Consider the following 24,461-nt stretch of genomic DNA (forward strand, 5'->3'; position numbering starts at 1 on the left):
GAAAGAATCAGATCATGAGCACCGACCTCGCCGACCTCCTCGGGACGCAGGAGACGGCCGCCCTCGAGTTCAAGCGGGAGGCGACCGATCGCAACGCCATCCGCAAGGCGATCTGCGCGCTTGCCAACGACCTGGCCGGACAGGGTGGCGGTGACCTGTTGATCGGTGTCGACGACAGAGGACGAGCCGTTGGCGGTGTCGACACCTCCGATGCCGCGCTGCTCAAGATCACCGAATATCGCGATCAAGGCCTGATTCTCGACAGACCCTCCATGGTCGTGACCCGTGGCCTGTACCAAGGTCAGCAGGTGATACGGGTGCGTGTGAATGCGTCCCGCACCCCTCCGGTTCGGTTCGAAAACGTGGTCTATGTCCGGCCTGGGCCCTCCACACGTCGCGCAACGCGTGACGACGAACGGGTGCTGTCAGAGCGTCGTCGCTCTTTCGAGTTGCCCTTCGATGTTCGGCCTGCGCCCGGCAGTTCCCTCGCCGAACTTGATTTGGAGCTCTTCCGAACAGAGTATCTCCGCCAAGCGGTGGCGCCGTCGGTCCTCGAGGAGAACCATCGGTCCATTGAACAGCAGCTTGCCTCTTTGCGCCTGGCGGACCTCGATGGTGCACCGACCGTGCTTGGCCTGTTGGTGGTCGGCGTCGATCCCACAAATCGGATCCCTGGCGCGTACGTGCAGTTCGTCCGATATGAGGGAAACGACGTGGGCGGGTCAGTTCTGGACGAGCAGGAGATCCGGCTCAATGTTATCAATACGGCGGAGCGGCTGGAGTCTCTACTCAAGGGGCATCTCCGTAGCCGGCTAGTCGAGGTTACCGGGTTCCGTGAGGAGGCCCGCCCGAACTATCCTTTCGAAGCGCTCCGTGAGTTGGTCATGAACGCAATGATGCACCGGAACTACGAGTCGTCTAATGCTCCTGTCCGAATCGCTTGGTTCGACGACCGGATCGAGGTTACAAACCCGGGTGGGCCGTTCGGGCAGGTGCGGGCGGACAACTTTGATAGGGTGAACGACTACCGTAATCCCTCCTTGGCGGCGGCAATGAAGTCACTCGGATACGTAAACCAATTTGGGCGTGGCATTGGTCGGGTGCGTGCTGCCCTGGCTCGTAACGGGAATCCCGAGGCCGACTTCGCTGTGGACGATGCGTCATGGACCGTGACGGTGAGGAGCGCATCGTGATCTCGGTTGCGTTGTTTAACAACAAGGGCGGTGTTGGCAAGACAACGCTTACCTACCATCTTGCTCATATGCTTCAGCGGCTTGGCCACCGCGTGCTCGCCGTTGACCTTGACCCGCAGTCCAATCTAACGGCAGCATTCCTCGACGAGGATGAGTTAAGCGAGATTTGGCAGGAGGGGAGTGAGTCGGACTGGCCCTTAGCTGAGGGACAGCAGAAACTCCTACTGCGAGCCTACAGTGATTCGGGAACCGTTGCCTCGGCTGTCCAGCCGATCATGCAAGGCCTCGGAGATGTTCGATTTACGCATCCGGTCACTATCGTGGATGGTCTCTGGCTTGTTCCTGGGGACCTGAATCTCAGCGCGTTCGAGGACAAGTTGTCCGCGGCCTGGCCAAACAGCCTGATTGGTGACCCTGCGGCACTCCGAACTACTACCGCGTTCCATCGGCTCATTACCGATGCGGGGCAAAGGGTGCGGGCCGACATCGCATTGGTTGATGTCGGGCCTAATCTCGGAGCCATTAACCGAGCTGCACTGCTTGCCGCCGATACCGTACTCATGCCACTCGCGGCCGACCTATTTTCCTTGCGTGGTCTCAGGAACCTCGGACCCGCCCTTCGTGACTGGCGGCGAATCTGGCAGAGCAATGTGCTGCCGCACGTCCCTGCGGATATTTCTGCTCCGCTAGGGGCTATGACGCCGATCGGGTACGTAGTTATGCAGCCGAAGATGAGGCTCGACCGGCCGGTCAAGGCGTATCAGCGCTGGCTGGATCGCGTTCCCATCGTCTTCGCCAGTTCCGTCCTGAACAATCCATCTAAAGCCGCAGACCGCACCTACGAGGTTGCAACGCTCCGGAACTACCAAAGTCTCATGCCTTTAGCGCACGATGCGCGGAAACCGATGTTTGACCTCAGATCGGCAGACGGTGCTCTCGGCAGCACTCAAATGCTTGTGCAGCGGTGCTACCAGGACTTCAAGACACTGAGTGAGCGGCTGCTGGAGAGGCTTGAGCAGTTGCGAATCGACAAACCGTGAGGGAGGGAGATCAGCTCCACCCGGTCGTGCTGCACCACGTGGTCAACACGTTGCAGTGGCCGGCACTGCGGCCGTTGCAGGAGGCGGCGGTCGGTCCCCTCCTGGACGGCGAGGACGCCCTGCTTCTGGCGCCCACGGCCGGAGGCAAGACCGAGGCGGCCATGTTCCCGCTGCTCTCCCGCATGGCACAGGAGAACTGGTCCGGCACCTCACTGCTGTACGTGTGCCCGCTGAAGGCGCTGCTCAACAATCTCCTACCTCGCCTCGAGACGTACACCGGCTGGCTCGGCCGCCGGGCGGCGCTCTGGCACGGCGACGTGACAATGGGACGCCGCCGGACGATCCTCCGCGAGCGACCGGACGTCCTGCTCACCACGCCGGAATCGATCGAATCGATGCTGGTCAGCTCGGCCGTCGACCATGAGGAGTTCTTCGGCCAGGTTCGGGCGGTCGTGGTGGACGAGGTGCACGCGTTCGCCGGCGACGACCGGGGATGGCACCTGCTGGCCGTCCTCGAGCGGCTGTCCCGGGTGGCGGGCCGCGCGGTGCAGCGGGTCGGCCTGTCGGCCACCGTCGGCAACCCCGACGAGCTGTTGGGCTGGCTGCAAGGATCGGGCTCGGGACGACGGCCAGCCCGCGTCGTCGCACCGGGCGTCGAGACGGCCGCACGCACGGGGCCGGCAGCATCTCCCGCGGGCGAGGTCGAGCTGGACTACGTCGGGTCCGTGCACAACGCGGCCACGGTCATCGCCGCCCTGCACCGCGGCGAGAAGCGACTGGTCTTCTGCGATTCCCGGGCTCTGGTCGAAGACCTCGGCCAACGGCTGCGGGCGCTCGGCGTCACCACGTTCCTCTCCCACGCCTCGCTGGCCGTCGAGGAGCGGCGCCGCGCGGAGGAGGCGTTCGCGCAGGAGCGGGACTGCGTCATCGTGGCCACCAGCACGCTGGAGTTGGGTATCGACGTCGGGGATCTCGACCGGGTGATCCAGATTAACGCGCCCCGCACGGTCGCGGCCTTCCTGCAGCGGATCGGCCGTACCGGCCGGCGGACCGGCACCACGCGGAACTGTCTCTTCCTCGCCCTCGACGGCGACGGCCTGCTGCACGCCGCCGGCCTGCTTCACCTCTGGTCCCAGGGTTGGGTCGAGGCCGTGGTGCCGCCGCCCGAGCCGCGGCACATCGTGGCGCAGCAACTGCTGGCCCTGTCCCTGCAACGGCACCGGATCGGCGACCAGACCTGGACGGGTGAGTGGAACGGGCTGACGCCCTTTGACAAGAGCGCCGAGGTCATCGTCCGGCACCTCGTCGGCCAGGGGTACCTCGACGAGGACTCCGGCATGCTGTTCATCGGGCCGGAGGCGGAGCTGCGGTTCGGCCGGCGGCACTTCATGGACATGCTGGCGGTCTTCACCGCACCGCCGCAGTTCACCGTCCTTGCCGGCCGGACCGAGATCGGCCGTACGGATCCGGCGCTGCTCACCGCCAAGGTCGACGGCCCCCGGCTGCTCCTGTTGGGCGGGCGCAGCTGGCGGGTCACCTACATAGACTGGAAGCGCCAACGGTGCTTCGTCGAACCCGCGGACGGCGGCGGCAAGGCGCTCTGGATGACGGGCGGGGCACCACAGGGCCTGTCGTTCCAGATGGTCCGTGCCATGCGCCAGGTTCTGCTGGGCAGCGAACCGCCGGTCGCGCTCACCGGTCGGGCCCGGACCAGGCTCGCGAGCCTGCGCCAGGAGCGTGAGGGGGTTGTGCATCCCGGTGGCGCAATGGTCGTCCGCGACAAGGACGGCGAGGTCAGGTGGTGGACCTGGGCCGGTTACCGGGCGAACGCCACCCTGATCGCCACGGTGAGCGACATCGCCGACCCGAACCAGCGGTACGACGACGCATCGATCCGGCTGCGGCCCGATCTTGACCGCGAGACGATGCGCCGGGCTGTCTCGGACGCGTCCGAGCGAATCTGCCTCCCCGACGTCAACCCGAAGGCGTTGGCGGGACTCAAGTTCAGCGCCGCGCTGCCGGAGCGACTGGCGGTCGCCACACTGGCGGCCCGGCTCGCTGACATTCCGGGCGCTCACGCTGTGCTGGCCGAGCCGATCCGCATGACGAGCCTGCTCGGCGACTGAATCCGGACGGCCAGGGTGGGCGCGAGGGATGACCGCCGCGACGGGCTCAGGCCAGGAGGACCGTCACGCCGGCGGCGCGTAGGTCTGCCACCACCTGCGCGTCGGCCGCGTCGTCGGTGACCAGGGTGTCCACGGCGGACGCGTCGCAGATCTTGGCGAAGGAGTGGCGGCCGAGCTTCTCGGACCCGGCCACGACGACCACTCGACGGGCGCGCGTGACCATCAGCGCGTCGATGCCCGCCTCGCTCTCGTCGTGGCACGACGTGCCGTCGGTGGAGAAGCCGTCGACGCCGAGGATGAGGACGTCCAGCCACAGGGACTGCATGACCATGGTGGTGAGCGGGCCGGTCAGTTCGTACGACTGGGGGAGCGCGACCCCGCCGAGGATGACGGTGCGCACGGAGGGTCGCAGCACCATCTCGGTGGCGATGTTCAGCGCGTTCGTGACCACCGTCAGCGCCGGCCGGGCGGTGGCCTGCGCCAGGTCGGGGCGTGCCGCGAGATGTCGGGCGGTGGCCGACGTGGTGGTGCCCCCGTTCAGCCCCACGACGCTGCCCGGCTCGACGAGGCCGGCGGCCGTGGCGGCGATGCGCTCCTTGGCGCCGCGGTCGCCGCGGTGGCGGTAGCGGACCGGCAGGTCGTACGCCACCGAGCTGGCCACGATGCCGCCGTGCGTGCGGGTCACCAGCTGCTGCGTGGCCAGGGTCGTGAAGTCCCGGCGGACGGTCGGCTCGGAGACCTGGAGGGCGGCCGCGGCCTCGGCCACCGACAGCCGGCCGCCGCGCGCGGCGAGTAGCTCCAGCAGCGCCTGCAGCCGTCGGGACCGGTCGGCCGCCCCGCCGGGCGCGGTGCCTCCCGTGGCGGCGTCGGTGGAGGTCACAGCGGGCTCCGGGCGCCGGAGTCAGGCATCACAGCTCCTTGACGATCACGGCGGGGAGCAGGTGCCGGTAGTCGGCGAGGTCCACGCTTCCCGCCACCGGCGCGCGGACGGCCGCCGCCGACAGCGCGACCGCCTCGGTGAGCCGGTCGGGCCAGGCGTGCCGCCCGATCATGCCCCGGGTCAGCGCGGCCACGCAGGCGTCTCCCGCGCCGGTCGGGTTTCCGGCGACGGGGTGTGGCAGGTACGCGTGCCAGGCGCCCTCGCCGGTCACGGCGAGCAGCCCCTCGGGGCCGAACGAGGCGACGACGGCGTCCGCGTCGAGCGCGCGGACGGTCTCGACGGCGGCGGCCGGACCCGGCGGCGCGTGCCCGGTGAGGCCGGCCAGTTCCTCGGCGTTCGGCTTGACGAGGTCCGGGCCCGCGTCCAGGCCGTGGCGCAGCGGGTCGCCGCTGGTGTCGAGCACCGTCCGGGCGCCGGCCCGCCGGGCCACCTCGACGAGCACGCGGTACGCGTCGGCCGGCACCCCGGACGGCAGGGAGCCGGAGAGCACGGCCACCTCGGCGTCGCGTACCAGGTCGGTGAACCGGGCGAGGAAGGCGTCCCACTCGTCGGCGGTGACCGTGGGGCCGGGCTCCCACAGGCCGGTGGCGGTGTCCGGCTCGGCCACGACGACGGTCCGCCGCGACTCGGCGGCGATCGGCACGAACGCCTCCGGCACCTCCTGGTCGGCGAGCAGGGAGCGGATGCGTGCGCCGCAGGCGCCGCCCGCGAGTCCGGTGGCGACGACCGGGGTGCCGAGGGCGTGCAGCAGGCGGGCGACGTTGAGGCCCTTCCCGCCGGCCCGTTCGTCCACCCGGGACACGCGGTGGGTGGCGCCCGGCGTGAAGGCGGCGACGTGGTACGTCACGTCCAGCGCGGCGTTGAGCGTGACGGTGAGGACGCGACCGGTCACGTGCGGACCATCGATCGGGTCGGGCAGCGGGGCCGCCCGCTGGTCTCGTGCTCCACGTGGGTCACCTCCGGCCGCTGGCTCCCGGTGGGTGTGAAATCTGCTCGATCTTGCGGCGATGCGAGCGTAAGTGATCAGGTGGTCGTCGGGCAATCCGTCGACGGGCCGACGCGACCAGCGGCTGGCCTCGCGGATCTCCCCTCTTGCCATCGATCGATATGTGATTGACACTGATCGATGATCGGCGTAACCGTACACGTTCGATCAGGCCCCGTCATGTTGGGAGTGATCACTGTGGCCCCGCCAGCTCACTACAATCCGTCCCGCCGTGACCTGCTCCGGTCCGGTGCCGTGCTGGGCGCCGCGGCCGGCCTCACCGGCGCCGTCGGCGCGCCCGCGGCGGCCGTCCCGGGCGGCACCGAACCCGCCCGTGGCAGGGACGAGAAGAGCATGGTCGACGTCCCGTTCGAAGGCTTCGCGCAGGTACGCGTCGGGCTCATCGGCCTCGGCAACCGGGGCGGCGACCAGGACCGGCGGTTCGGCGCCGTGGCCACGGTGACCGCCGTCTGCGACATCCGACCCGAGCGGGTCGACCGGACGATCAGCCGGATCATGGAGCAGGGCTTCCAGGACACCCCACCCGCCGGCTACTCCAACGGCGAGGAGGACTACCTCAACCTCCTGCGCCGCGACGACATCGACCTCGTCTACATCGCCACCCCCTGGGAGTGGCACCACCCCATGGCCAAGGCGGCCATGGAGCACGGCAAGCACGTCGCCGTCGAGCTGCCGATCGCGCCGTACCTCGACCAGATCTGGGACCTCGTCCGCACCTCCGAACGGACCCGGAAGCACTGCGTGTTGCTGGAGAACGTCAACTACTTCCGACCCGAGCTGGCCATGTTCACCATGGCCCGGCAGGGGCTCTTCGGCGACCTCCAGCACGCCTCCGGCGGGTACGTCCACGACCTGCGCTGGCCGTACCTGTTCGGCGGGGCGTACCACCCCGAGCACTGGCGTCGCCGCTGGCAGACCAGGATGAACGCCTCGCACTACCCGACGCACGGCCTCGGGCCGGTCGCGGCGGCCCTCGGCATCAACCGGGGCGACCGGTTCGAGGAGCTGATCGCCGTGGCGTCCGCACCCAAGGCGCTGGCCCTGTTCCGCGCCGAGGACCCGCGGGTCGGGCCCGACCACTCGTCCTGGGACGACAAGCCCTACATCTCCGGCGACCGGCACACCTGCTTCGTCACGACCACCAGCGGCCGGTTCATCCGCGTCGAGCACGACGTCAACTCGCCCCACCCGTACACCCGCGAGACCACCCTCACCGGCACGCGGGGGTCGATCGAGCTGGACAACGCCCGGGTCTACCTCGAATCGCTCGGCCACCAGAACCACACCTGGCGGACCGGCAACGACTACACCGCGATCCTGCGGCAGCACGACCACTGGCTGTGGCCCACGCTGGAGAACCTCGCCGACCAGTACGGCGGCCATGGCGGCGGCGACTTCGTCTCCATCTGGCGTCTCATCCAGACGATGCGGCTCGGCATGACCCCCGACATCGACGTCTACGACTCGGCGGCGTGGTGCTCGGTGATCCCGCTCAGCCACGAGTCGTTGAAGAGCGGCCGGATGCGCCCGGTCAAGGTGCCGGACTTCACCCGCGGGCACTGGCGCAAGGCGCGGCCCACGTTCGACCGGCCCAAGCCCGACGACCCGTGGCTGACGGAGCGCTGAGACCGTCAGCCGGTCACGCCTGACGCGGTGCGTCGGGGTCGGGAGCGACCGCGTCGCCCGACCCCGCCGCCGGGCCGGGTTGCTTGGGTACGTCCCGCGCCCGGTCCGGCGGCTGCCGCGTCACCGCGTCGCCCCGCCGCCCGGCGGGGCGGGACTCGTCGGTGCGTGGCCGGTCCCTCAGCAGCTCCTCCACCCACCGTGCGGCGATCTTCTGCAGGGCCGTCATCCGGCGTACGGCGTCGACGACGTTCTCCTCCGCGGTCGGGCCGGCCGCCGCGGGGACCGGGCCGGCGGCGAACTCCTGGAGGATGCCCGTCCAGCGGCGGGCGAGCTGCTCCGCCCTGCGCGCCCGGGCCAGGTGCAGCTCGTACTCGGATTCGAGGGTCACGAGCCGCTCCGAGTACGGCAGCAGGGCCCGCCGGACCCGCTCGTCGAGCCGTACCCGGATCTCCGGTTCACACGTGACGGTCTTGGCGCCCCGCGAGAAGGTCCAGTCCGCCGCGTCGACCGCCCGTTGGAGGCGTACCTCGAGGTCGCCGGCCCGGTGCGGCGGAAGCGTGCGGGCGAGGTCCGCCGCCAGGCGGGTCAGCTTCTGGACGGCGTGCGGCTGGAAGTAGTGCGCGTGCCAGCTCAGGTCCTCCGGGCGCAATCCCTCGGACCACCACATGAGGCTGGCGCGCACGTGGAAGACGTACACGTAGCCCTGGGCGGGGACGGCGAGTTCCGCGTCGCGCCGTTCGGTGAGGCGCCCGGGTGGGGGAGGGGGCGGCCCGAACGCCGTGGCGGGCTCCATGCCCCGCAGCAGCGCGACGACCTGCCCCCAGCGCCGTGACAGCCACTGCCCGGTCTCGACGCTCAGCCGCGCGCCGGTCGTGAGGGCGTTCTCGCCCCAGCGGCGCCAGCGCTGCCCGGTCCGGGCGTCCGGGGGAGGGCCCCCGCCGGCCGCCGGGGCGGGATCGGGGTTGTCCGCCATGCCGCCCCTCCCTCCGCCGGACCCGCTGCCCGGGCACCGCGACGCCCCGCCGGCCCACGTCCCGCCGGCCCACGTCCTGCCGCTGGCCCGGCGCCGTGCCGGCCCACGTCGTGCCCCCATGTGAACAACGGCTCACCGACCCCGGGAAGTGACGGCCACGCAACGAGGTCCGGCCGGCTTCGCCGGTCGTGCCGGCCGCGGGGGTACGTGCCAGGGGCGGCGCGGCGGCGTCCGCGGGCGCCCGTCCGCCGCCGGCGGTGGGGCGCCGCCGGTCAGTGGCGGTGGGCGGGCTGGTCCAGGATGGCGCTGAACCGCTCCTCGGCGAGGTCGAGCTGGGCGAGGATGTGCCGCTTCACGTCCGCCGAGAGGGGCGTGTCGGGCCGGCTGACCAGCTCGCGGAACACCGGCACGAGGGGGCGGTACTTGCGCGCCGACGACTCGACCTTCGGACCGACCATGTGGATGACGCCCACCCCGTTGTCCGTGAAGTCCGACACCTTGATGACCCGTGCCCAGGGCTCCCGGTCGAGGCTGGCCGCCACGTGCTCGCGGTACTGCTCGTTGCGGTCGCGCGCCGGGTCGTACGCCGGATTGGTGACCGCCGCCACCAGGCGCGCGACCCGCGCACCGAACCGGGCGGCGAGCGCGGCCAGCGCGGCGGCCGTGGGGTCGTCGCCGGCGGCGTCGCCGGCCAGCTCGACCGGGTGGTCCTCGACGGCGTCGTGCAGCAGCCCGGCGACGATCACGTCCACGTCCCGCACCTGGTAGTGGTGCATCATCCGGATGGCGACCCGCAGCAGGTGGTTGAGGTACGGCTCGCGGACCCGCCGGTCGTCGCGGTGCAGCTCGGCGGCGAGGTCGAGCGCGGCGGTCAACCGCTGCCGGGCCGCCGCGTCGAAGGACCGGATCTCCAGCCGGAAGCGCTCCAGCAGTCCGGGCTCGCCGTGGATCTCCGTGATCGCGTGCATCGGCATGCTGCCCAGGTACGGCGGGAAGTCCATGCGTCACTTATAGCCGATCTTCACCACGGCGGCGGTGCGCCGCCCCGGCGACGCGACCAGCGGCCGATGGTGGACGATCGCGTACGTCCGGGAACCGGTGGGAAGGAGGTGGCGATGGCCCGGTTGAGCTGGCTGCGGGTGGCCGCGGGGCGGCTGCGCCAGCGCTGGTGGCCGGTGGTCGAGGCGACCGTCGCCGCCACCGTCGCCTGGATCCTCGCCACCCGGCTCGTGGGGCACCCGCAGCCCTTCTTCGCCCCGGCCGCCGCGCTGATCGTCCTCGGGCAGGCCCGCGGGCAGCGGCTGCGCCGGGCCGTCGAGGTGGTGCTCGGCGTGGCCGGCGGGGTGCTCGTGGCCGACGTCGTCATCCAGGCGCTGGGTCGGGGCAGCACCTGGACCGTCTTCACGGTGATCCTGCTCACCGTCGTCCTCGCGGCGGCCGTCGGCGCGACCGGCGTGACCCTCGTGCAGGCCGCCGTCTCCGCCCTCTACCTGGTGGTGGTCGCGCCGCCCACCGAGTCGCTGGTGCCGTTCCGGTTCGTCGACGCGCTGATCGGCGGCGCGGTGGCGCTCGCCGTCAGCCAACTGGTCGACGCCCGACGGCCGCTGGCCCCGCTCATCGCCGAGGTCCGGGGCACGTTCGACGAGATGGGCGGGCTGCTCGCCGGCATCTCCGACGCGCTGGACCGGCACGACGAACGGGCGGCGCTCGCCGCGCTGGCCCAGGCCCGGGGGATGGACGCCCGGATCGACCGCCTCCGCGAGGGGGTGCTCGCCGCCGGCGAGGCGCTGTGGCTGAACCTGCGCCGCCGGCGGCACCTCGGACGGCTGCGCTCGGTCGACAGCTCGATCCAGCAGATCGACTACGCCGTCCGCAACGTCCGGGTGCTCGCCCGCGCCGGCGTGACGCTGAGCCGGCAACCGTCGCCGGTGCCCGCCGACCTGGGGGTGGCGCTGCGCTGCCTCGCCGACGCGGTCCGGGCCGCCGGGGAGGCGCTCGCCGCCGACCTGCAGGGGCACGAGGAGGCCGCCGACGGGCACGCCGCGCGGGCGGACGAGGCCGCGCTCGACGCCGTACGCACGGCCGGCCGCCTCTACGCCGCCGGCCCGTCCCTGCCACTCGCCATGATCATCGGGCAGGTCCGGGCGACCGCGATCGACCTGCTGCGCGGGCTCGGCGTGGAGGACGACGCCGCCGTCCTCGGCCGGGTCGACCAGGCCCTCGGACTGCCGCCGGTCTGACCCTCAGGAGAGCGCGTCCAGCCAGTCGGCGGCGGCGTCCCGGATCTCCCCGGGCACCTCGTGGCCGCCGGGGAACTCCCGGTACGCCACGTCGTAGCCGAGGCCGTGCAGCCGGGGCACCAGCCGCCGGCTGCACACGTCGATCGGCAGGACGCGGTCGCCGACGCCGTGCGAGACGAAGATCCGGGGCCGGCCGTGGGTCACCAGCGGCGCCGCGAACCCGGGGGAGAAGGCCACCACGCCGGCCACCAGGTCGCCGTTGGTGAGGCCGAGCGAGAGCGCGTACGACGCGCCGTCGGAGAAGCCCCCGAGCGTCACGTCCCGCACCGGGTACCCGGCGAAGACCGACTCCAGCACGGCGTCGATGCGCCGCACGTCCGGCCCGAACCCCTCGCCGATCAGGTCCCAGCTGCTCGCCACCGCCTGCGGCGCCACCAGCAGCAGGTGGTGCGCGTCGGCGACCGGGAGCAGCAGGTCCAGCCCCTGGCGTGCCGAGCCGCCGGCGCCGTGCAGCAGCACCACGAGACGGTACGGCCGGTCGCCGGCCGGCGCCGGGGCGTAGAGGAGGGCGAGGGGCCCGCCGGCGGCGTCGGTGAGCGGCAGCAGGCCGGCGGTCGCCGGGCCCACGGGCGCGGCGGGCCGGGCGGTGAGCCGTCCGTGCCGGGGGTTCTCCTCCGGCTGCCGGTGCGGCGGCGCGGGCTCGGACACAGATCACCGCTCCTCGTCGTCGGGTGTGGTGCCGCGGTTACCCGGCCGCCCGCCGGTTAACCGCCGCCGGGCCCGCCGCCCGCCGGTCGGCCGCCACGTGCCGCCGCCCGCCGTGGGGTCGCCGTGCCGCCGCGCGCCGCCGGTCAGCCGCCGGGCCGCCGCCCACGGGTCGCCGCCGCCGTGGTGCCGCCGCCCGCCGTGCCGGCGTTCAGGCACTGTCGCGGGCCACCAGCGCGGACGGGAAGAACGTCGCCGGCGGGACCGGACGCCGGTCGAGCACCGCCTGCGCGGCCGCGGTGGCGATCCGCCCGACGGGGTGGCTCGCCGTGGTCAACGCGGGGGTGTTCAGCTCGGCGAGCGGGATGTCGTCGAACCCGGCCACCGCCACGTCGCCCGGCACCCGCACGCCCCGCCGGCGCAGGCCGGCGATCACACCGAGCGCCGTGGGGTCGCTCGCCGCGAAGATGGCGTCCGTGTCGGGCCAGCGCTCCATCACCTCGACGGCGGCCGCCCGCCCCCGTGCCGGTGTGAAGTCGCCGCGCACCAGGCGCACCGGCAGCCCCGCCTCCCGGACCATCTGCCGGTAGGCGCGCACGGACCGCCCCGCGCACATCAGCCAGCGGGGACCGGTCACCATGGCGATGCGGCGCCGGCCCGTGGCGTAGAGGTGGTGCAGCACCGCCGTCGTGCCGCCGCCGTTGTCGACGTCGAACGCGGGGACGGTGCGCGAGCCGATGCCGATCGAGGCGACCCGCCCGCGCAGCGACCGGGGCACCGCGTCGAGCACCGACCCGGTGGTGTTGACCAGGACGATCCCGCAGACGCCCCGGTCGTACGCGAGCTCGCGCAGCGCCTGCGGGGCGCTGCGTGGCAGCCAGTGCAGGCTCACCCCGATCCCGTGCGGGGTGCCGACCTGGGCGGCGGCGGCCACCACCCGGGCCACGTACGGGTCCTCGAGGACGGCCGACGTGGTGCCGGTGACCGCCACGGCGAGCCGGACGCCCGCACCGCGGACCAGCGCCCGGGCGGCCGCGTTCGGCACGTAGCCGAGCCGGTCGGCGGCGGCGGCGACCCGGTCGCGGGCCTCCGGCGACGCGGCGCCCGTGCCGGCGATCACGCGGGACGCGGTCGAGCGGGACACGCCGGCGGCCCGGGCGACATCCTCCAGGGTTGCGGGTCGTGCGGCCGCGGTCGTCATCTCGTCCTCCCAGGTGGTGCGGGTACTCTCGGGCATCATCCCTCCCGGGTGTGACGAGCGGTACCTCCGTAACCAGCTTGAGGTGAGAGCGCTCTCAGGTGTCGGATCGGGGTGACCGGAAAGATCCCAGGAAGGAACCCGCACCCCGTGAGCCCCGCCACCGCGCCATCCGTCGACGCGACCGCACCGGCCGTATCCCGAGCGGTGCGGTCCGCCCGCAACGGCGTGGCCGTCGTCTTCGCCCTCAACGGGCTCGCCGTGGCGACCTGGTTCTCCCGGGTTCCCGCCGCCCGCGAGGCGCTCGGGCTCAGCGCCGGGCAGCTCGGGCTGCTCCTGCTGGCCGTCTCGGCCGGCTCGCTGCTCGCCATGCCCACCGCCGGGCTGGTCAGCCAGCGGCTCGGCGCGGCGCGCACCGTCCGCCTCTCGACCGCGGTGGTCGCCGTGGGCCTCACCGGGGCGGGGCTGGCCACCGGCCTCACGCACTCGCCGATCGCCGTCGCCCTCGGCCTGTTCGCCTTCGGCTACGGCTCCGGCACCTGCGACGTGGCCATGAACGTCGAGGGGGCGACGGTCGAGCGGCGCCTGGGGCGTACGGTCATGCCCCGCTTCCACGCGGCCTGGAGCCTCGGCTCGGTGGCCGGCGCCGGCCTGGGCGCCGGGGCCGCCCGGCTCGACGTCCCGGTCGCCGCCCACCTGGCCGCCGTCGCCGTGGTGGTGCTGGGCGGCACCCTGCTGGGCGCCCGGCTGTTCCTGCCGCCCGCCGTGGCCGGCGCCGACGCGCCGGCGCAGTCGAACGCGGCCCGGCGCCGGGCCCTGCTCGCGGCGTGGCGGGAGCCGCGGACCCTGCTGGTCGGCCTCGTGGTGCTGGTCATGGCGTTCACCGAGGGCAGCGCCAACGACTGGCTCGCGGTGGCCTTCGTCGACGGTCACGACCTGAGCGAGGCGGCCGGCGCGGCGGTGTTCGGCGTCTTCGTGGCCGGCATGACGCTGGGGCGTACGGCCGGCACGATCGCCATCGACCGGTGGGGCCGGGTGCCGGTGCTGATCGGCACCATCCTGCTCGCCGCGGTCGGCGCCGCGCTGGCGATCCTGGCCAGCTCGGGACCGGTGGCGGTCGCCGGGGTCGCGCTCTGGGGCATCGGGGCGTCGCTCGGCTTCCCGGTCGGCATGAGCGCCGCAGCGGACGAGGAGGAGAAGGCGGCCGTACGGGTCAGCGTCGTGGCCGTGATCGGCTACACCGCGTTCCTCGCCGGCCCGCCGCTGCTCGGCCTGCTCGGTGACCGGGTGGGCATCCTGCACGCCCTGCTCGTGGTGCCGCTGCTGCTCGTGCCGACGCTGGCGCTCGTGCCGGTGATGCGCGAACCCCGGTCGAGCGACCGGCCCTGACGCGGTCCGGTCCCGCGGCGCATCATCAAAGCTAGTGGAGATCGGGAGCCAGCGGTATCGGGTGCGCGGCCGACTGCGCCGCGTCCCGCCGCTGGCTAGGTTCGCCGGGTGCCTACCGAAGAGATCACCGCAGCGGCCGCCGGAACCTGGGTGCTGGGAGACCGCACCGTCAACCGGATGGGGTTCGGCTCGATGCGGATCACCGCCGACCCGGACCGGGACCGCGCCCTCACCGTGCTGCGCCGCGCGGTCGAGCTGGGCGTCAACCACATCGACACCGCCGCCTTCTACGTCTCACCCGGCGGAACCCTGCGGGTCGGCACCGGCCCCGCCCGCTACGCCACCGAGCTGATCCGCGCGGCCCTCGCCCCGTACCCGGCGGACCTGGTGATCGCCACCAAGGTCGGTCCCGGGTACGACCCGCGCGACGGCTTCACCGAGGCCCTCACCCCGGCCCAGCTCCGCGCCCAGGTCGAGGAGAACCTGCGCCGGCTCGGGCGCGACCACCTCGACCTCGTGAACCTGCGGCTCTACCGGCGGCCCTCCGCGGTGCCGCTCGCCGAGCGGTTCGGCGCCCTCGCCGACCTGCGCGCCGCCGGGCTGATCCGCCACCTGGGGCTCTCCAACGCCCGCCCCGAGCACCTCGACGAGGTACGCGACATCGCGCCCGTGGTGTGCGTGCAGAACGCGTACGGGGTCGACGCGTACCGGGAGGACGACGAGTTCGTCCGGCTCTGCGGCGCGCGCGGGATCGCGTACGTGCCGTTCTTCGCGCTCGCCGGCACGCGGCGGGAGGCGGGAGCGACGGCCGAGCGGAACGAGGCCCTGCTCGCCGTGGCCCGTGCCCACGACGCGACCCCGCACCAGGTGCGGCTGGCCTGGACGCTGCACCAGGGCCCGCACGTGCTCGCCATCCCCGGCACGGGCGACCCGGAGCACCTGGTGGCGAACGTCGCCGCCGCCGGGCTGCGGCTCACACCCGAGGACCTGGCCCGGCTGGGCTGACCCCCGGCGGGGCGGGGACGACGCCGCCCGGCTCGGCTTCCGTCGGGCCGGGCCGGGCCTCCGCCGGGCCGGGCCGTCCGTCGGGCCGGGCCGGGACCGTCGGTGTCGTGCGGCCGGGTCAGTCGCGTACCCACACCCGCAGCGGTCCGCCGGTCGTGAAGCCCGCCCGCACGGCGGCGGTGAGGTCGTCGCCGGACTCGTACCCGACGAGCGGTTCCCCGGGCCGGGCGGCGTGGACCGCGGCCCAGACGTCGGCCGCGTCGGCGCCGCTGGCGAAGACGTTCGAGACGCCGGTCACCGGGCCGCTGCGGTTGAGCACCGCCCCGCCCGCCACGGCGCCACCGGCCGTCCACACGGCGAGCACGGTCACCCGCGGGTCGCCCAGCAGCGCCGGGCGGAACAGCTCACCCCCGCCGTGCGCCGCGGCCCACACGGCCAACCGGTGGGGGGTGGTCACGGGAGCCAGCGGTGGACGCCCGTCCGCCGCGCCGGACGGTGGCGCGGGGGCGGCCACCGGCGGGCGGTGGATCCACCGGGCCGTGAAGAGCACCCGGAAGCCGTACGGCCGCAGGTCGAGGTCGGTGAAGCTGTCCTTCACCGACGCGCCGGGGCCCGCGTCGATCCGGTCGAGCACCGCCTCGGCGGCGAGGCCGGGACGCAGCGTGACGGCGTCCGGGTACCAGGGCGGGGAGCGGCGCGGCACCGACCAGGCGTCCGCGTCGAACCGGCCGACCAGGCCGTGGCTCGCGCAGACGATGTCGCACCACTCGGCGTTGTTCCGCGCCGCCGCCGGATCCCCGAGCACGGCCCGAGCCTAGCCCCGGCACGGCCTCCGGCGACGGTCAGGTCGTTCCCACCCGGCTCGCAGCCGATTGCCAGGAAACGGTGCTGCACTGGGAGGCACGCCGAGGGAGAGGAGCCGGGAATGGGCTGGTTCAACCGGCGGTCCCGCGCCGACGGGACCCCGACGAAGCTGGACCGGGAGGCGACCCGGGACGACCTGGCCGCGCTGGAGGCGTTCGTCACGAGCCGGCACGGCGTCGAGTTCTACCTGGAACCGGAGACCACGGCGACGGACACGACCGTCGTGGCGATCGCGCACGACGGGGAGTGGATCCGCCGCCGCACCGGCTCGCCCCGGGCCGCGGCCGCCATCGCGCGCCGGCACGCCGTCCCGCTGTACGAGGCCGCCCGTACCGGCTACCCGGAGCGGATGCGGGCCTGGAACCGGGCCCACCCGGAGCGACGCGCCCACTGACGCCGCGGGCCGCCCGGCCGCGTCGCGCCGTGCCACGCCCGCCGACGCCGCGAGCCGGCCGCGTCGGGACGCGCCTGGCGACGCCGCGGGCCGTCCGGCCGCGTCACGCCCGCCGAGCGCCCCGGGCGTCGCGCCCGTCGCCGGTCAGGCCCCGTCGACCTGCGCCCGCGCCTGCGCGCGCGTCATCGGCTCGGCGTGGCTGGAGACGTACCAGTCGTAGTGGTCGTCGAGCAGCCGACGGACCAGGGCCAGGTCGGGGCCGTCGTCGGGCTCGCGCAGGTGGGCCGGCGGCGGGTAGAAGCAGTCGCCCAGCAGCATGACGCCGGAGTCCGGCACCAGCACCACCGTCGAGTCGGGCGCGTGCGCGCCGCCGACGTGCCGCAGGCGCACGCCCACCGGCAGGTCGTCCTCGTCGGTGAAGGTACGCGTCGGCGGCAGCACCGCGAAGTCGTCCCACGAGTCGACGGCCAGGGCCCGCGCCCGGAAGCTCGGGGCGAGCCGGGGGCTCGCTCGCACCTGCTCGCGCAGGTAGCGGTGGCTCCACGGCCGGGCCGCCTCTTCCCGCAGCAGCTCCCGCCCGCTGACGTGCCCGACGATCTCCACGCCCGGCCACGCGCACGCGCCCCAGACGTGGTCCCAGTGGTGGTGGGTGTAGACCAGCCATCGCGGCTCCGGCAGCCCCGCCGCGTGCAGCGCGGCGCGGATCTCGCGGGCGTGCGCGGGGCTCTGCCCCGCGTCGACGAGCACGCTGCCGCGTTCGTCGGCCACGAGGGCGACACCCGCCTGCACGGCGAGCGGGTCGGGATCGCCGGGGTAGAGCCAGACCCGCCCGGCGAGCCGGTGGAACCGCATGACGACCTCACCCCCGCCGACGACGTTCCCGCGCTGTGCCCGTCGATCCTAGGCGTCGCGCCGGCCGTGCCGCGCATCGCGCCCCCGTCGACCGTGCCGCGCATCGCGCCCGCGGTGCCGTACGCCGCGCCGGACGCGCCGTCGCGTGGGCCGCGCCGGCCGCGCCGACGGCGCCGTGGACCGGCGGCGCCGTACGCCGCACCGACGCGTCGCGGACCGGCCGCGCCGTACGTCGTACCGGCCGCGCGTGGCCGATCCCGCCGGCGTACGCCCTCCACAGTGGCTGGTCGCGCCGCTGCCGGCGGCTCGGTGGCGCGTTGACCCGGGGTCCGGCCGTGTGGCAGCATTCGCGGCCTGACGGCAGTGAAGGAAGCCGGTGCGATTCCGGCGCGGTCCCGCCACTGTCACCGGGGAGTGATCCCCCCTCGCGAGTCACGGCCGTGCGTGCGCGGTTGGAAGGCCGGGGGTGAGCGTCGATCCGGGAGCCAGGATACTTCGGCCGTCGGGAGTGACCCCAGGGCGTGGACACCCGAGGAGGACCCGATGACGCACCGCGTCCACCGCGCCGGCGGCGATCGCCGCGACCGGCCCGCAGCGGGAGGCGCGTTCGCGCCCCACCGCACCCGACCCACCGGCGTCCCCGCCCCGACCGACGGCGGCACGCGCGCCGTCCCGGGCACCCGCGCCCTCCCGAGCGGCGGCACCCGCCCCCTCCCGGGCACCGGCATCCCCGCCGTCCCGGTCGGTGGCACCCGCCCCCTCCCGAGCGGCGGCACGTCGCTCGTCCCCACCGCGCCCCACCGTTCGGCCGGTCGGCCGTCGACGCCGCGCGGAAGCCGCTCCACCCCCTGACCCCACCCCGCGCCGCCGGCCGGCGGTGAACCCCGGCGGCCTCCCGCGCTGTCCCACCCGCTCCGCCCGCTCGTCCCGTACGGCGGTCGGGCGTCACTCTCCGGAGCCACCCGTGTGCATCCTGCTGCTGTCCACCTCCGACACCGACCTGCTGGCCGCCCGCGCCAGCGGCGCCGACTACCGGCTGGCCAACCCGGCCCGGGTCGACGCCGAGGCCGTTCCCGCGCTGCTCGACGGCGTCGCCGTGGCCGTCGTACGGCTGCTGGGCGGCCGACCGGCGTGGCCGGACGGGCTGGCCGCGGTGCTCGCCTCGGGCGTGCCGACGGTCGTGCTGAGCGGGGAGCCGGCGCCGGACGCGGAGCTGATGGCGGCCTCCACGGTGCCCGTGGGTGTGGCCACGCAGGCGCTCGCGTACCTCGTCGAGGGCGGCCCGGAGAACCTGGCCCAGTTGGCGCGCTTCCTCTCCGACACCGTGCTGCTCACCGGTGAGGGATTCGCGCCGCCGGCGTCCACCCCGGCGTACGGCGTGTACGGCGACCGGACGGCGCGCGCCGACCGGCCGACGATCGGGATCGTCTTCTACCGGGCGCACGCGCTGGCCGGCAACACGGCCTTCGTGGACACCCTCGCCGACGCCGTCGAGGCGGCCGGCGGAAACCCGCTGCCCGTCTACTGTGGTTCGCTGCGCGGGCTGGCCGCCGACGCCGGCCCCATGGCGCTGCTCTCCCGGTGCGACGCGCTGCTGGTCACCGTGCTCGCGGCCGGAGGGGCGGTGGCCGCCGACGCCTCCGCGGGCGGCGACGAGGACGCCTGGGACGTCGGCGCGCTGGCCTCGCTCGACGTACCCGTCGTCCAGGCGCTCTGCCTGACCAGCACCCGCGAGCAGTGGGCCGGGTCCGACGCCGGCCTGACCCCGCTGGACGCCGCCATGCAGGTCGCCGTCCCCGAGTTCGACGGGCGCGTCATCACCGTGCCGTTCTCGTTCAAGCGGATCGACGGCGACGGCCTCTCCGTGTACGCGGCCGACCCCGAACGCGCCGCCCGCGTCGCCGGGATCGCCGTACGCCAGGCCCGGCTGCGGCGGCTGCCGAACGCGGACAAGCGCCTCGCGATCGTCCTCAGCTCGTACCCGACGAAGCACTCCCGGGTCGGCAACGCCGTCGGCCTGGACACCCCCGCGTCCGCGGTGCGGCTGCTGCGCGCGCTCGCCGACGCCGGCTACGACCTGGGGGACGCGCCGCCGCCCGACGACGGCGACGCGCTGATCCACGCCCTCATCGCGGCCGGCGGCCACGACGTCGAGTGGCTCACCCCCGAGCAGCTCGCCGCCGCCGAGGCGCGGGTGCCCGGCGAGGTGTACCGGCGCTGGTTCGCGCAGGTCCCCGCGCCGCTGCGGGAACGGATGCGCGCCCACTGGGGCGAACCGCCCGGCGACCTGTACACCGACGGCGGAGACATCGTGCTGGCCGGTCTGCGCTTCGGCAACGTGGTCCTGCTCATCCAGCCGCCGCGCGGCTTCGGCGAGAACCCCATCGCCATCTACCACGACCCGGACCTGCCGCCCAGCCACCACTACCTGGCCGCCTACCGCTGGCTGGCCGCGCCGCCGGCCGACGGCGGGTTCGGGGCCGACGCCGTGGTGCACCTCGGCAAGCACGGCACCCTCGAATGGCTGCCCGGCAAGGGCCTCGGGCTGGCCGCCGACTGCGCACCGGACGCCGTCCTCGGTGACCTGCCGCTGGTCTACCCGTTCATCGTCAACGACCCCGGCGAGGGCACCCAGGCCAAGCGCCGCGCGCACGCCGTGGTCGTCGACCACCTGGTGCCGCCGATGGCCCGCGCCGAGACGTACGGGGACCTCGCGAAGCTGGAGCAGCTGCTCGACGAGTACGCCACCGTGCAGGCGCTCGACCCGGCGAAGGTGCCGACCGTGCAGGCGCAGATCTGGGAGCTGGTCCGGGCGGCCGAGCTGCACCACGACCTGCACACCGAGCGGATGCCCGCCGCCGAGGAGTTCGACGACTTCGTGCTGCACCTCGACGGGTACCTGTGCGAGGTCAAGGACGTGCAGATCCGCGACGGCCTGCACGTGCTGGCCGCCGCGCCCACCGGCGACGCCCGCGTCAACCTCGTCCTCGCCGTGCTGCGCGCCCCGCAGGTGTGGGGCGGCGCCCGCGCCCTGCCGGGGCTGCGGCAGGCGCTCGCGACCGCGTACGGGCTGGACGAGGCCGCGCTGCTCGCGGCTCCCGGCGAGCGCGTCGCCGTCCCCGCGGCCCTCACCGACACCGTGGACGGCCCGTCCGCCACGGCGGCCGACACCGTCGACCTGATCGAGGCCCTCGCGCGCCGGCTCGTCGTCGCCATGGAGACCCTCGGCTGGGACGCCGGCAAGGCCGACGCGGTCGTCGCCGAGGTGACCGGCCGGGACCTGCCGGACGCCGCCGCGGTGCTGCGCTTCGCCGCCACCGAACTCGTGCCCCGGCTCGACGCGACCACCGACGAGCTGACGCACACCCTCGCCGCGCTGCAGGGCCGCTTCGTGCCGCCCGGACCGTCCGGCTCGCCCACCCGGGGGCTCGTCAACGTCCTCCCCACCGGCCGGAACTTCTACTCGGTCGACCCGAAGGCCATCCCCAGCCGCAACGCCTGGGACGTGGGCGTGGCCCTGGCCGACTCGCTGCTGTCCCGGCACCTCGCCGACACCGGCGAATACCCGCGCTCGGTCGGGCTCACCGTCTGGGGCACCAGCGCCATGCGGACGCAGGGCGACGACATCGCCGAGATCCTCGCGCTGCTCGGCTGCCGCCCCACCTGGGACGACCGGTCCCGCCGCGTCACCGGCGTCGAGGTGGTGCCGCTCGCCGACCTGGGCCGCCCCCGCATCGACGTCACCGTGCGGATCTCCGGCTTCTTCCGCGACGCCTTCCCGCACGTGGTGGCGCTCCTCGACGACGCCGTACGCCGGGTCGCCGCCCTCGACGAGCCGCACGAGCACAACTACGTCCGTGCCCACGTGGCCGCCGACCTGGCCGAGCACGGCGACGAGCGGCGGGCCACCGCCCGCATCTTCGGCTCCAAACCCGGGGCGTACGGGGCCGGGCTGCTGCCGCTCATCGACGCCCGGAACTGGCGCAGCGACGCCGACCTGGCGCAGGTGTACGCGGTGTGGGGCGGCTACGCGTACGGCCGGGGGCTGGACGGCCGGGAGGCGCGGGCCGACATGGAGCGCTCCTTCGCCCGCATCGCGGTGGCCGTCAAGAACCAGGACACCCGCGAGCACGACATCGTCGACTCCGACGACTACTTCCAGTACCACGGCGGGATGGTGGCGATGGTCCGCCACCTCACCGGCGCCGCGCCCGCCGCGTACGTGGGCGACTCGGCCATGCCGCACGACGTGCGCACCCGCACGCTCGGCGAGGAGACCCGGCGGGTCTTCCGCGCCCGGGTCGTGAACCCGAAGTGGATCGCCGCGATGCGCCGGCACGGCTACAAGGGCGCGTTCGAGCTGGCCGCCACCGTGGACTACCTGTTCGGCTACGACGCCACCGCGGGCGTCGTGGACGACTGGATGTACGAGCGGCTCGCCGAGGCGTACGTCTTCGACCCGACCACCCGGGAGTTCCTCGCCGAGTCCAACCCGTGGGCGCTGCGCGGCATCACCGAACGGCTCCTGGAGGCGGCCGACCGGGGCCTGTGGGCCGAACCGGAGCCGGCCACGCTGGACCGGCTCCGCGAGACGTACCTGGCCAGCGAGGGTGACCTGGAGGACCGCGCGTGACCACGTTCCCGTTCTCCGCCGTGCTGGGCATGGACGACATGCGCCTGGCCCTGCTGCTGAACGCCGTGAGCCCGGCGATCGGCGGCGTGCTCGTCCGCGGCGAGAAGGGCACCGCCAAGTCGACGGCCGTCCGCGCGCTCGCCGCCCTGCTGCCCCCGGTCGACCAGGTGGCCGACTGCCGTTTCGCCTGTGACCCGGCCGCGCCCGACCCGGGCTGCCCGGACGGCCCGCACCCGGCCGGCGCGCCCGTGCAGCGGCGGGCCGCCCGACTGGTGGAGCTGCCGGTCGGCGCCGCCGAGGACCGGGTGGTCGGCGCGCTCGACCTGGAGAAGGCCCTCGGCGAGGGCGTACGCGCCTTCGAGCCGGGCCTGCTGGCCGCCGCGCACCGCGGCGTGCTCTACGTCGACGAGGTCAACCTGCTCCACGACCACCTGGTGGACCTGCTGCTCGACGCCGCCGCGATGGGCCGCAGCCACGTCGAGCGCGAGGGCGTCTCGGTCAGCCACGCGTCCCGGTTCCTGCTGGTCGGCACGATGAACCCGGAGGAGGGGGAGCTGCGGCCCCAACTGCTGGACCGGTTCGGGCTCACCGTCGAGGTGGGGGCCAGCCGCGACCCGGCGATCCGGGCCGAGGTGGTCCGCCGCCGCCTCGCCGCCGACGCCGACCCGGCCGGCTTCGCGGCCCGCTGGGCCGACGCCGAGGCGGAGGTCGCCGGGCGGGTGGCCGCCGCGCGGGCCCGGCTCGACGAGGTGGTGCTCCCGGACGCGGCGCTGCGGCAGATCGCCGAGGTCTGCGCCGCGTTCGACGTGGACGGGATGCGCGCCGACATCGTGACGGCGCGTACCGCGATGGCGCACGCCGCCTGGCACGGCCGGGACCGGGTGGGTGTCGAGGACGTCCGGGTGGCGGCCCGGTTGGCCCTGCCGCACCGGCGGCGCCGGGACCCGTTCGACACGCCGGGGCTGGACGAGAAGCGGCTCGACGAGGCCCTGGAGCGGGCCGGCGACGACCCCGACGACGACCCGCCGGGCGGCCCGTCCGGCGGCCCGGACGGCGGCGACCCGGACGGCGGTGGACCCGTCGGTGGCGGGCCCGGCGGCGTTGACGGTGGCGGGCCCGGCGGCGGCGCTGGCGGTGACCCACGCGGCGGCGGCCCGGACGGCGGTGACCCACGCGGCGGTGATCGGCGCGGCGGTGATCCGCGCGGCGGTGGCGCGCCGCCGGCCGGGCGCGACGACGCCGGCCCGGACCGCGCCGACGCCGACCTCCGGCGCCGCCCCGACGGCGGGTCCGGCCCGGACGGACCGGCCCCGGGCGGGGACGCCGGAGCGGGCTCCGGGTCCGACCCGGCCGCCGGGAACGGGGCGGCGCGGGGCGCGCTGGGCGCCGGCGCGGGGATGCCCCGGCCGGGTTCCGTGGCCGTACCCGTCGGAGGGTTGCGGGCGCGGCTGCTCACCGCACCCGGCGTCGGCGACGGCGTGCCGGGCCGGCGCTCGCGGGCGCGTACCGGGCGGGGCCGCACCACGGGCGCCCGGCTGCCTGCCGGCCGTCCGGGCGCGCTGCACCTTCCGGCGACCCTGCGCGCCGCCGCGCCGCACCAGCTCGACCGGGGCCGGCGGGGTGGTCCGCTGCGCCTGCGGCCGGCCGACCTGCGCGAGGCGGTGCGCGAGGGCCGCGAGGGCAACCTGGTGCTGTTCGTGGTCGACGCGAGCGGGTCGATGGGGGCCCGGGAGCGGATGTCCGCCGTCAAGGGGGCGGTGCTCGCGCTGCTCACCGACGCGTACCAGCGGCGGGACAAGGTCGCGGTGGTCGCGTTCCGCGGGAGCGGCGCGCAGACCCTGCTGCCGGCCACCTCGTCGGTGCTCGCCGCCTCGGCCCGGCTGGCGGAACTGCCCACCGGCGGCCGTACGCCGCTCGCCGAGGGACTGCTCGCCGCGGCGGAGCTGCTGCGGGTGGAGCGGCTGCGCGACCCGAGACGCCGCCCTCTGGTGCTCGTGCTCACCGATGGGCGGGCCACGGCCGGGGAACGTCCGCTGCTGCGCGCCGACCGGGCGGCGGCCGTGCTCGCCGCCACGGGCGCCCCGTGCGTCGTCGTGGACTGCGAGTCCGGCTCGGTCCGCCTCCACCTGGCCCAGCGCCTGGCCACCCACCTGCGCGCCCCCCTGACCCCCCTCACTTCCCTGACCACCCCGACCCCCCACCCCACCGCCCCGCGATCTTGCACTTTCGGCCCCGACAAAACTGGTGAAGCGGGGCGAACGAGGGGCGCAAATCGCA

18 protein-coding genes, 1 pseudogene and 1 riboswitch are annotated in these 24,461 nt (G+C 74.5%); of the genes and pseudogenes, 10 read left to right on the plus strand and 9 right to left on the minus strand.

Going from position 1 to position 24,461, the window contains the following annotated elements; genetic code table 11:
• Positions 1-14 precede the first annotated feature (14 nt).
• The 3 genes from D7I43_RS02500 to D7I43_RS02510 are packed head-to-tail and all read left to right on the plus strand — an operon-like array spanning position 15 to position 4,359.
• Positions 15-1,193 carry an ATP-binding protein gene (locus tag D7I43_RS02500; protein WP_120326731.1) on the plus strand — a complete coding sequence of 393 codons (1,179 nt, stop codon included), beginning with the start codon at positions 15-17 and terminating at the stop codon, positions 1,191-1,193.
• Positions 1,163-2,233 (plus strand): ParA family protein, encoded by a 1,071-nt coding sequence (locus D7I43_RS02505; protein ID WP_204985145.1) that lies wholly within the window; start codon positions 1,163-1,165, stop codon positions 2,231-2,233. Before D7I43_RS02500 ends, D7I43_RS02505 begins: the two co-directional genes overlap by 31 nt.
• Positions 2,230-4,359: a DEAD/DEAH box helicase gene (locus tag D7I43_RS02510; protein ID WP_120326733.1), complete on the plus strand. Its 2,130-nt coding sequence runs from the start codon at positions 2,230-2,232 to the stop codon at positions 4,357-4,359. Before D7I43_RS02505 ends, D7I43_RS02510 begins: the two co-directional genes overlap by 4 nt.
• A gap of 46 nt (positions 4,360-4,405) precedes the next feature.
• Here the strand turns inward: D7I43_RS02510 and D7I43_RS02515 are convergent, their stop codons facing one another.
• Together D7I43_RS02515 and D7I43_RS02520 are read right to left on the minus strand one after the other, a co-directional pair.
• Positions 4,406-5,239, minus strand: a complete 834-nt coding sequence (locus tag D7I43_RS02515) for a DeoR/GlpR family DNA-binding transcription regulator (RefSeq protein WP_120326734.1) — start codon at positions 5,237-5,239, stop codon at positions 4,406-4,408.
• A 28-nt stretch (positions 5,240-5,267) separates the two neighbouring features.
• Positions 5,268-6,191, minus strand: a complete 924-nt coding sequence (locus tag D7I43_RS02520; protein WP_240032774.1) for a 1-phosphofructokinase family hexose kinase — start codon at positions 6,189-6,191, stop codon at positions 5,268-5,270.
• 291 nt (positions 6,192-6,482) lie between these two features.
• On the opposite strand from D7I43_RS02520, the gene D7I43_RS02525 reads away from it, so the two are divergent.
• Positions 6,483-7,931 carry a Gfo/Idh/MocA family oxidoreductase gene (locus D7I43_RS02525; protein WP_204985146.1) on the plus strand — a complete coding sequence of 483 codons (1,449 nt, stop codon included), beginning with the start codon at positions 6,483-6,485 and terminating at the stop codon, positions 7,929-7,931.
• A 13-nt stretch (positions 7,932-7,944) separates the two neighbouring features.
• On the opposite strand, the gene D7I43_RS02530 is transcribed toward D7I43_RS02525, so the two are convergent.
• Together D7I43_RS02530 and D7I43_RS02535 are read right to left on the minus strand one after the other, a co-directional pair.
• The gene (locus D7I43_RS02530) at positions 7,945-8,904 is read right to left on the minus strand and encodes a hypothetical protein (protein WP_120326737.1); all 960 of its coding nucleotides are present in this window, start codon (positions 8,902-8,904) and stop codon (positions 7,945-7,947) included.
• A 272-nt stretch (positions 8,905-9,176) separates the two neighbouring features.
• Positions 9,177-9,905, minus strand: coding sequence for an HD domain-containing protein (locus D7I43_RS02535; RefSeq protein ID WP_120326738.1), 729 nt, complete (start codon positions 9,903-9,905; stop codon positions 9,177-9,179).
• Positions 9,906-10,019: 114 nt separating this feature from the next.
• On the opposite strand from D7I43_RS02535, the gene D7I43_RS02540 reads away from it, so the two are divergent.
• Positions 10,020-11,144: an FUSC family protein gene (locus D7I43_RS02540; RefSeq protein ID WP_120326739.1), complete on the plus strand. Its 1,125-nt coding sequence runs from the start codon at positions 10,020-10,022 to the stop codon at positions 11,142-11,144.
• A gap of 3 nt (positions 11,145-11,147) precedes the next feature.
• Here D7I43_RS02540 and D7I43_RS02545 read toward each other — a convergent pair whose 3' ends face one another.
• The 3 genes from D7I43_RS02545 to D7I43_RS02555 are packed head-to-tail and all read right to left on the minus strand — an operon-like array spanning position 11,148 to position 13,050.
• A complete protein-coding gene (locus D7I43_RS02545) occupies positions 11,148-11,852 on the minus strand; it encodes an alpha/beta hydrolase (protein WP_120326740.1) in 705 nt (234 codons plus the stop codon).
• A gap of 3 nt (positions 11,853-11,855) precedes the next feature.
• On the minus strand, positions 11,856-12,068 hold the full coding sequence (locus D7I43_RS32660) for a hypothetical protein (protein WP_120326741.1): 213 nt from the start codon (positions 12,066-12,068) through the stop codon (positions 11,856-11,858).
• A complete protein-coding gene (locus D7I43_RS02555) occupies positions 12,061-13,050 on the minus strand; it encodes a LacI family DNA-binding transcriptional regulator (RefSeq protein WP_120327058.1) in 990 nt (329 codons plus the stop codon). Before D7I43_RS02555 ends, D7I43_RS32660 begins: the two co-directional genes overlap by 8 nt.
• Positions 13,051-13,197: 147 nt before the next feature.
• On the opposite strand from D7I43_RS02555, the gene D7I43_RS02560 reads away from it, so the two are divergent.
• Both D7I43_RS02560 and D7I43_RS02565 read left to right on the plus strand, forming a co-directional pair.
• Positions 13,198-14,436 carry an MFS transporter gene (locus D7I43_RS02560; protein WP_120326742.1) on the plus strand — a complete coding sequence of 413 codons (1,239 nt, stop codon included), beginning with the start codon at positions 13,198-13,200 and terminating at the stop codon, positions 14,434-14,436.
• 108 nt (positions 14,437-14,544) lie between these two features.
• On the plus strand, positions 14,545-15,441 hold the full coding sequence (locus D7I43_RS02565) for an aldo/keto reductase (protein WP_192902045.1): 897 nt from the start codon (positions 14,545-14,547) through the stop codon (positions 15,439-15,441).
• A gap of 118 nt (positions 15,442-15,559) precedes the next feature.
• Here the strand turns inward: D7I43_RS02565 and D7I43_RS02570 are convergent, their stop codons facing one another.
• Positions 15,560-16,246, minus strand: a complete 687-nt coding sequence (locus D7I43_RS02570; protein ID WP_120326743.1) for a hypothetical protein — start codon at positions 16,244-16,246, stop codon at positions 15,560-15,562.
• A 120-nt stretch (positions 16,247-16,366) separates the two neighbouring features.
• Here D7I43_RS02570 and D7I43_RS02575 point away from each other — a divergent pair, with 120 nt between their 5' ends.
• Positions 16,367-16,699, plus strand: coding sequence for a hypothetical protein (locus D7I43_RS02575; RefSeq protein WP_120326744.1), 333 nt, complete (start codon positions 16,367-16,369; stop codon positions 16,697-16,699).
• A 144-nt stretch (positions 16,700-16,843) separates the two neighbouring features.
• Here D7I43_RS02575 and D7I43_RS02580 read toward each other — a convergent pair whose 3' ends face one another.
• Positions 16,844-17,551, minus strand: a complete 708-nt coding sequence (locus D7I43_RS02580; RefSeq protein WP_120326745.1) for an MBL fold metallo-hydrolase — start codon at positions 17,549-17,551, stop codon at positions 16,844-16,846.
• A gap of 366 nt (positions 17,552-17,917) precedes the next feature.
• Positions 17,918-18,047: riboswitch (cobalamin riboswitch) on the plus strand.
• A 468-nt stretch (positions 18,048-18,515) separates the two neighbouring features.
• Between D7I43_RS02580 and cobN the strand changes: the two genes are divergently transcribed.
• Complete coding sequence (gene cobN, locus D7I43_RS02590) at positions 18,516-22,184, plus strand: cobaltochelatase subunit CobN (protein ID WP_120326747.1); 3,669 nt, start codon at positions 18,516-18,518, stop codon at positions 22,182-22,184.
• A gap of 29 nt (positions 22,185-22,213) precedes the next feature.
• A pseudogene (locus tag D7I43_RS02595) lies at positions 22,214-24,373 on the plus strand (VWA domain-containing protein); the annotation flags it as partial.
• Positions 24,374-24,461 lie beyond the last annotated feature (88 nt).

The organism is Micromonospora globbae (genome assembly GCF_003610785.1).
Taxonomy (GTDB): Bacteria; Actinomycetota; Actinomycetes; order Mycobacteriales; family Micromonosporaceae; genus Micromonospora; species Micromonospora globbae.

Bases quoted from the DNA above. Each gene is read 5' to 3' on its own strand.
- D7I43_RS02530 (WP_120326737.1), bottom strand. From the start codon at position 8,904: ATGGCGGACAACCCCGATCCCGCCCCGGCGGCCGGCGGGGGCCCTCCC.
- D7I43_RS02540 (WP_120326739.1), top strand. From the start codon at position 10,020: ATGGCCCGGTTGAGCTGGCTGCGGGTGGCCGCGGGGCGGCTGCGCCAG.
- D7I43_RS02535 (WP_120326738.1), bottom strand. From the start codon at position 9,905: ATGGACTTCCCGCCGTACCTGGGCAGCATGCCGATGCACGCGATCACG.
- D7I43_RS02505 (WP_204985145.1), top strand. From the start codon at position 1,163: ATGGACCGTGACGGTGAGGAGCGCATCGTGATCTCGGTTGCGTTGTTT.
- D7I43_RS02555 (WP_120327058.1), bottom strand. From the start codon at position 13,050: ATGACGACCGCGGCCGCACGACCCGCAACCCTGGAGGATGTCGCCCGG.
- D7I43_RS02580 (WP_120326745.1), bottom strand. From the start codon at position 17,551: ATGCGGTTCCACCGGCTCGCCGGGCGGGTCTGGCTCTACCCCGGCGAT.
- D7I43_RS02500 (WP_120326731.1), top strand. From the start codon at position 15: ATGAGCACCGACCTCGCCGACCTCCTCGGGACGCAGGAGACGGCCGCC.
- D7I43_RS02575 (WP_120326744.1), top strand. From the start codon at position 16,367: ATGGGCTGGTTCAACCGGCGGTCCCGCGCCGACGGGACCCCGACGAAG.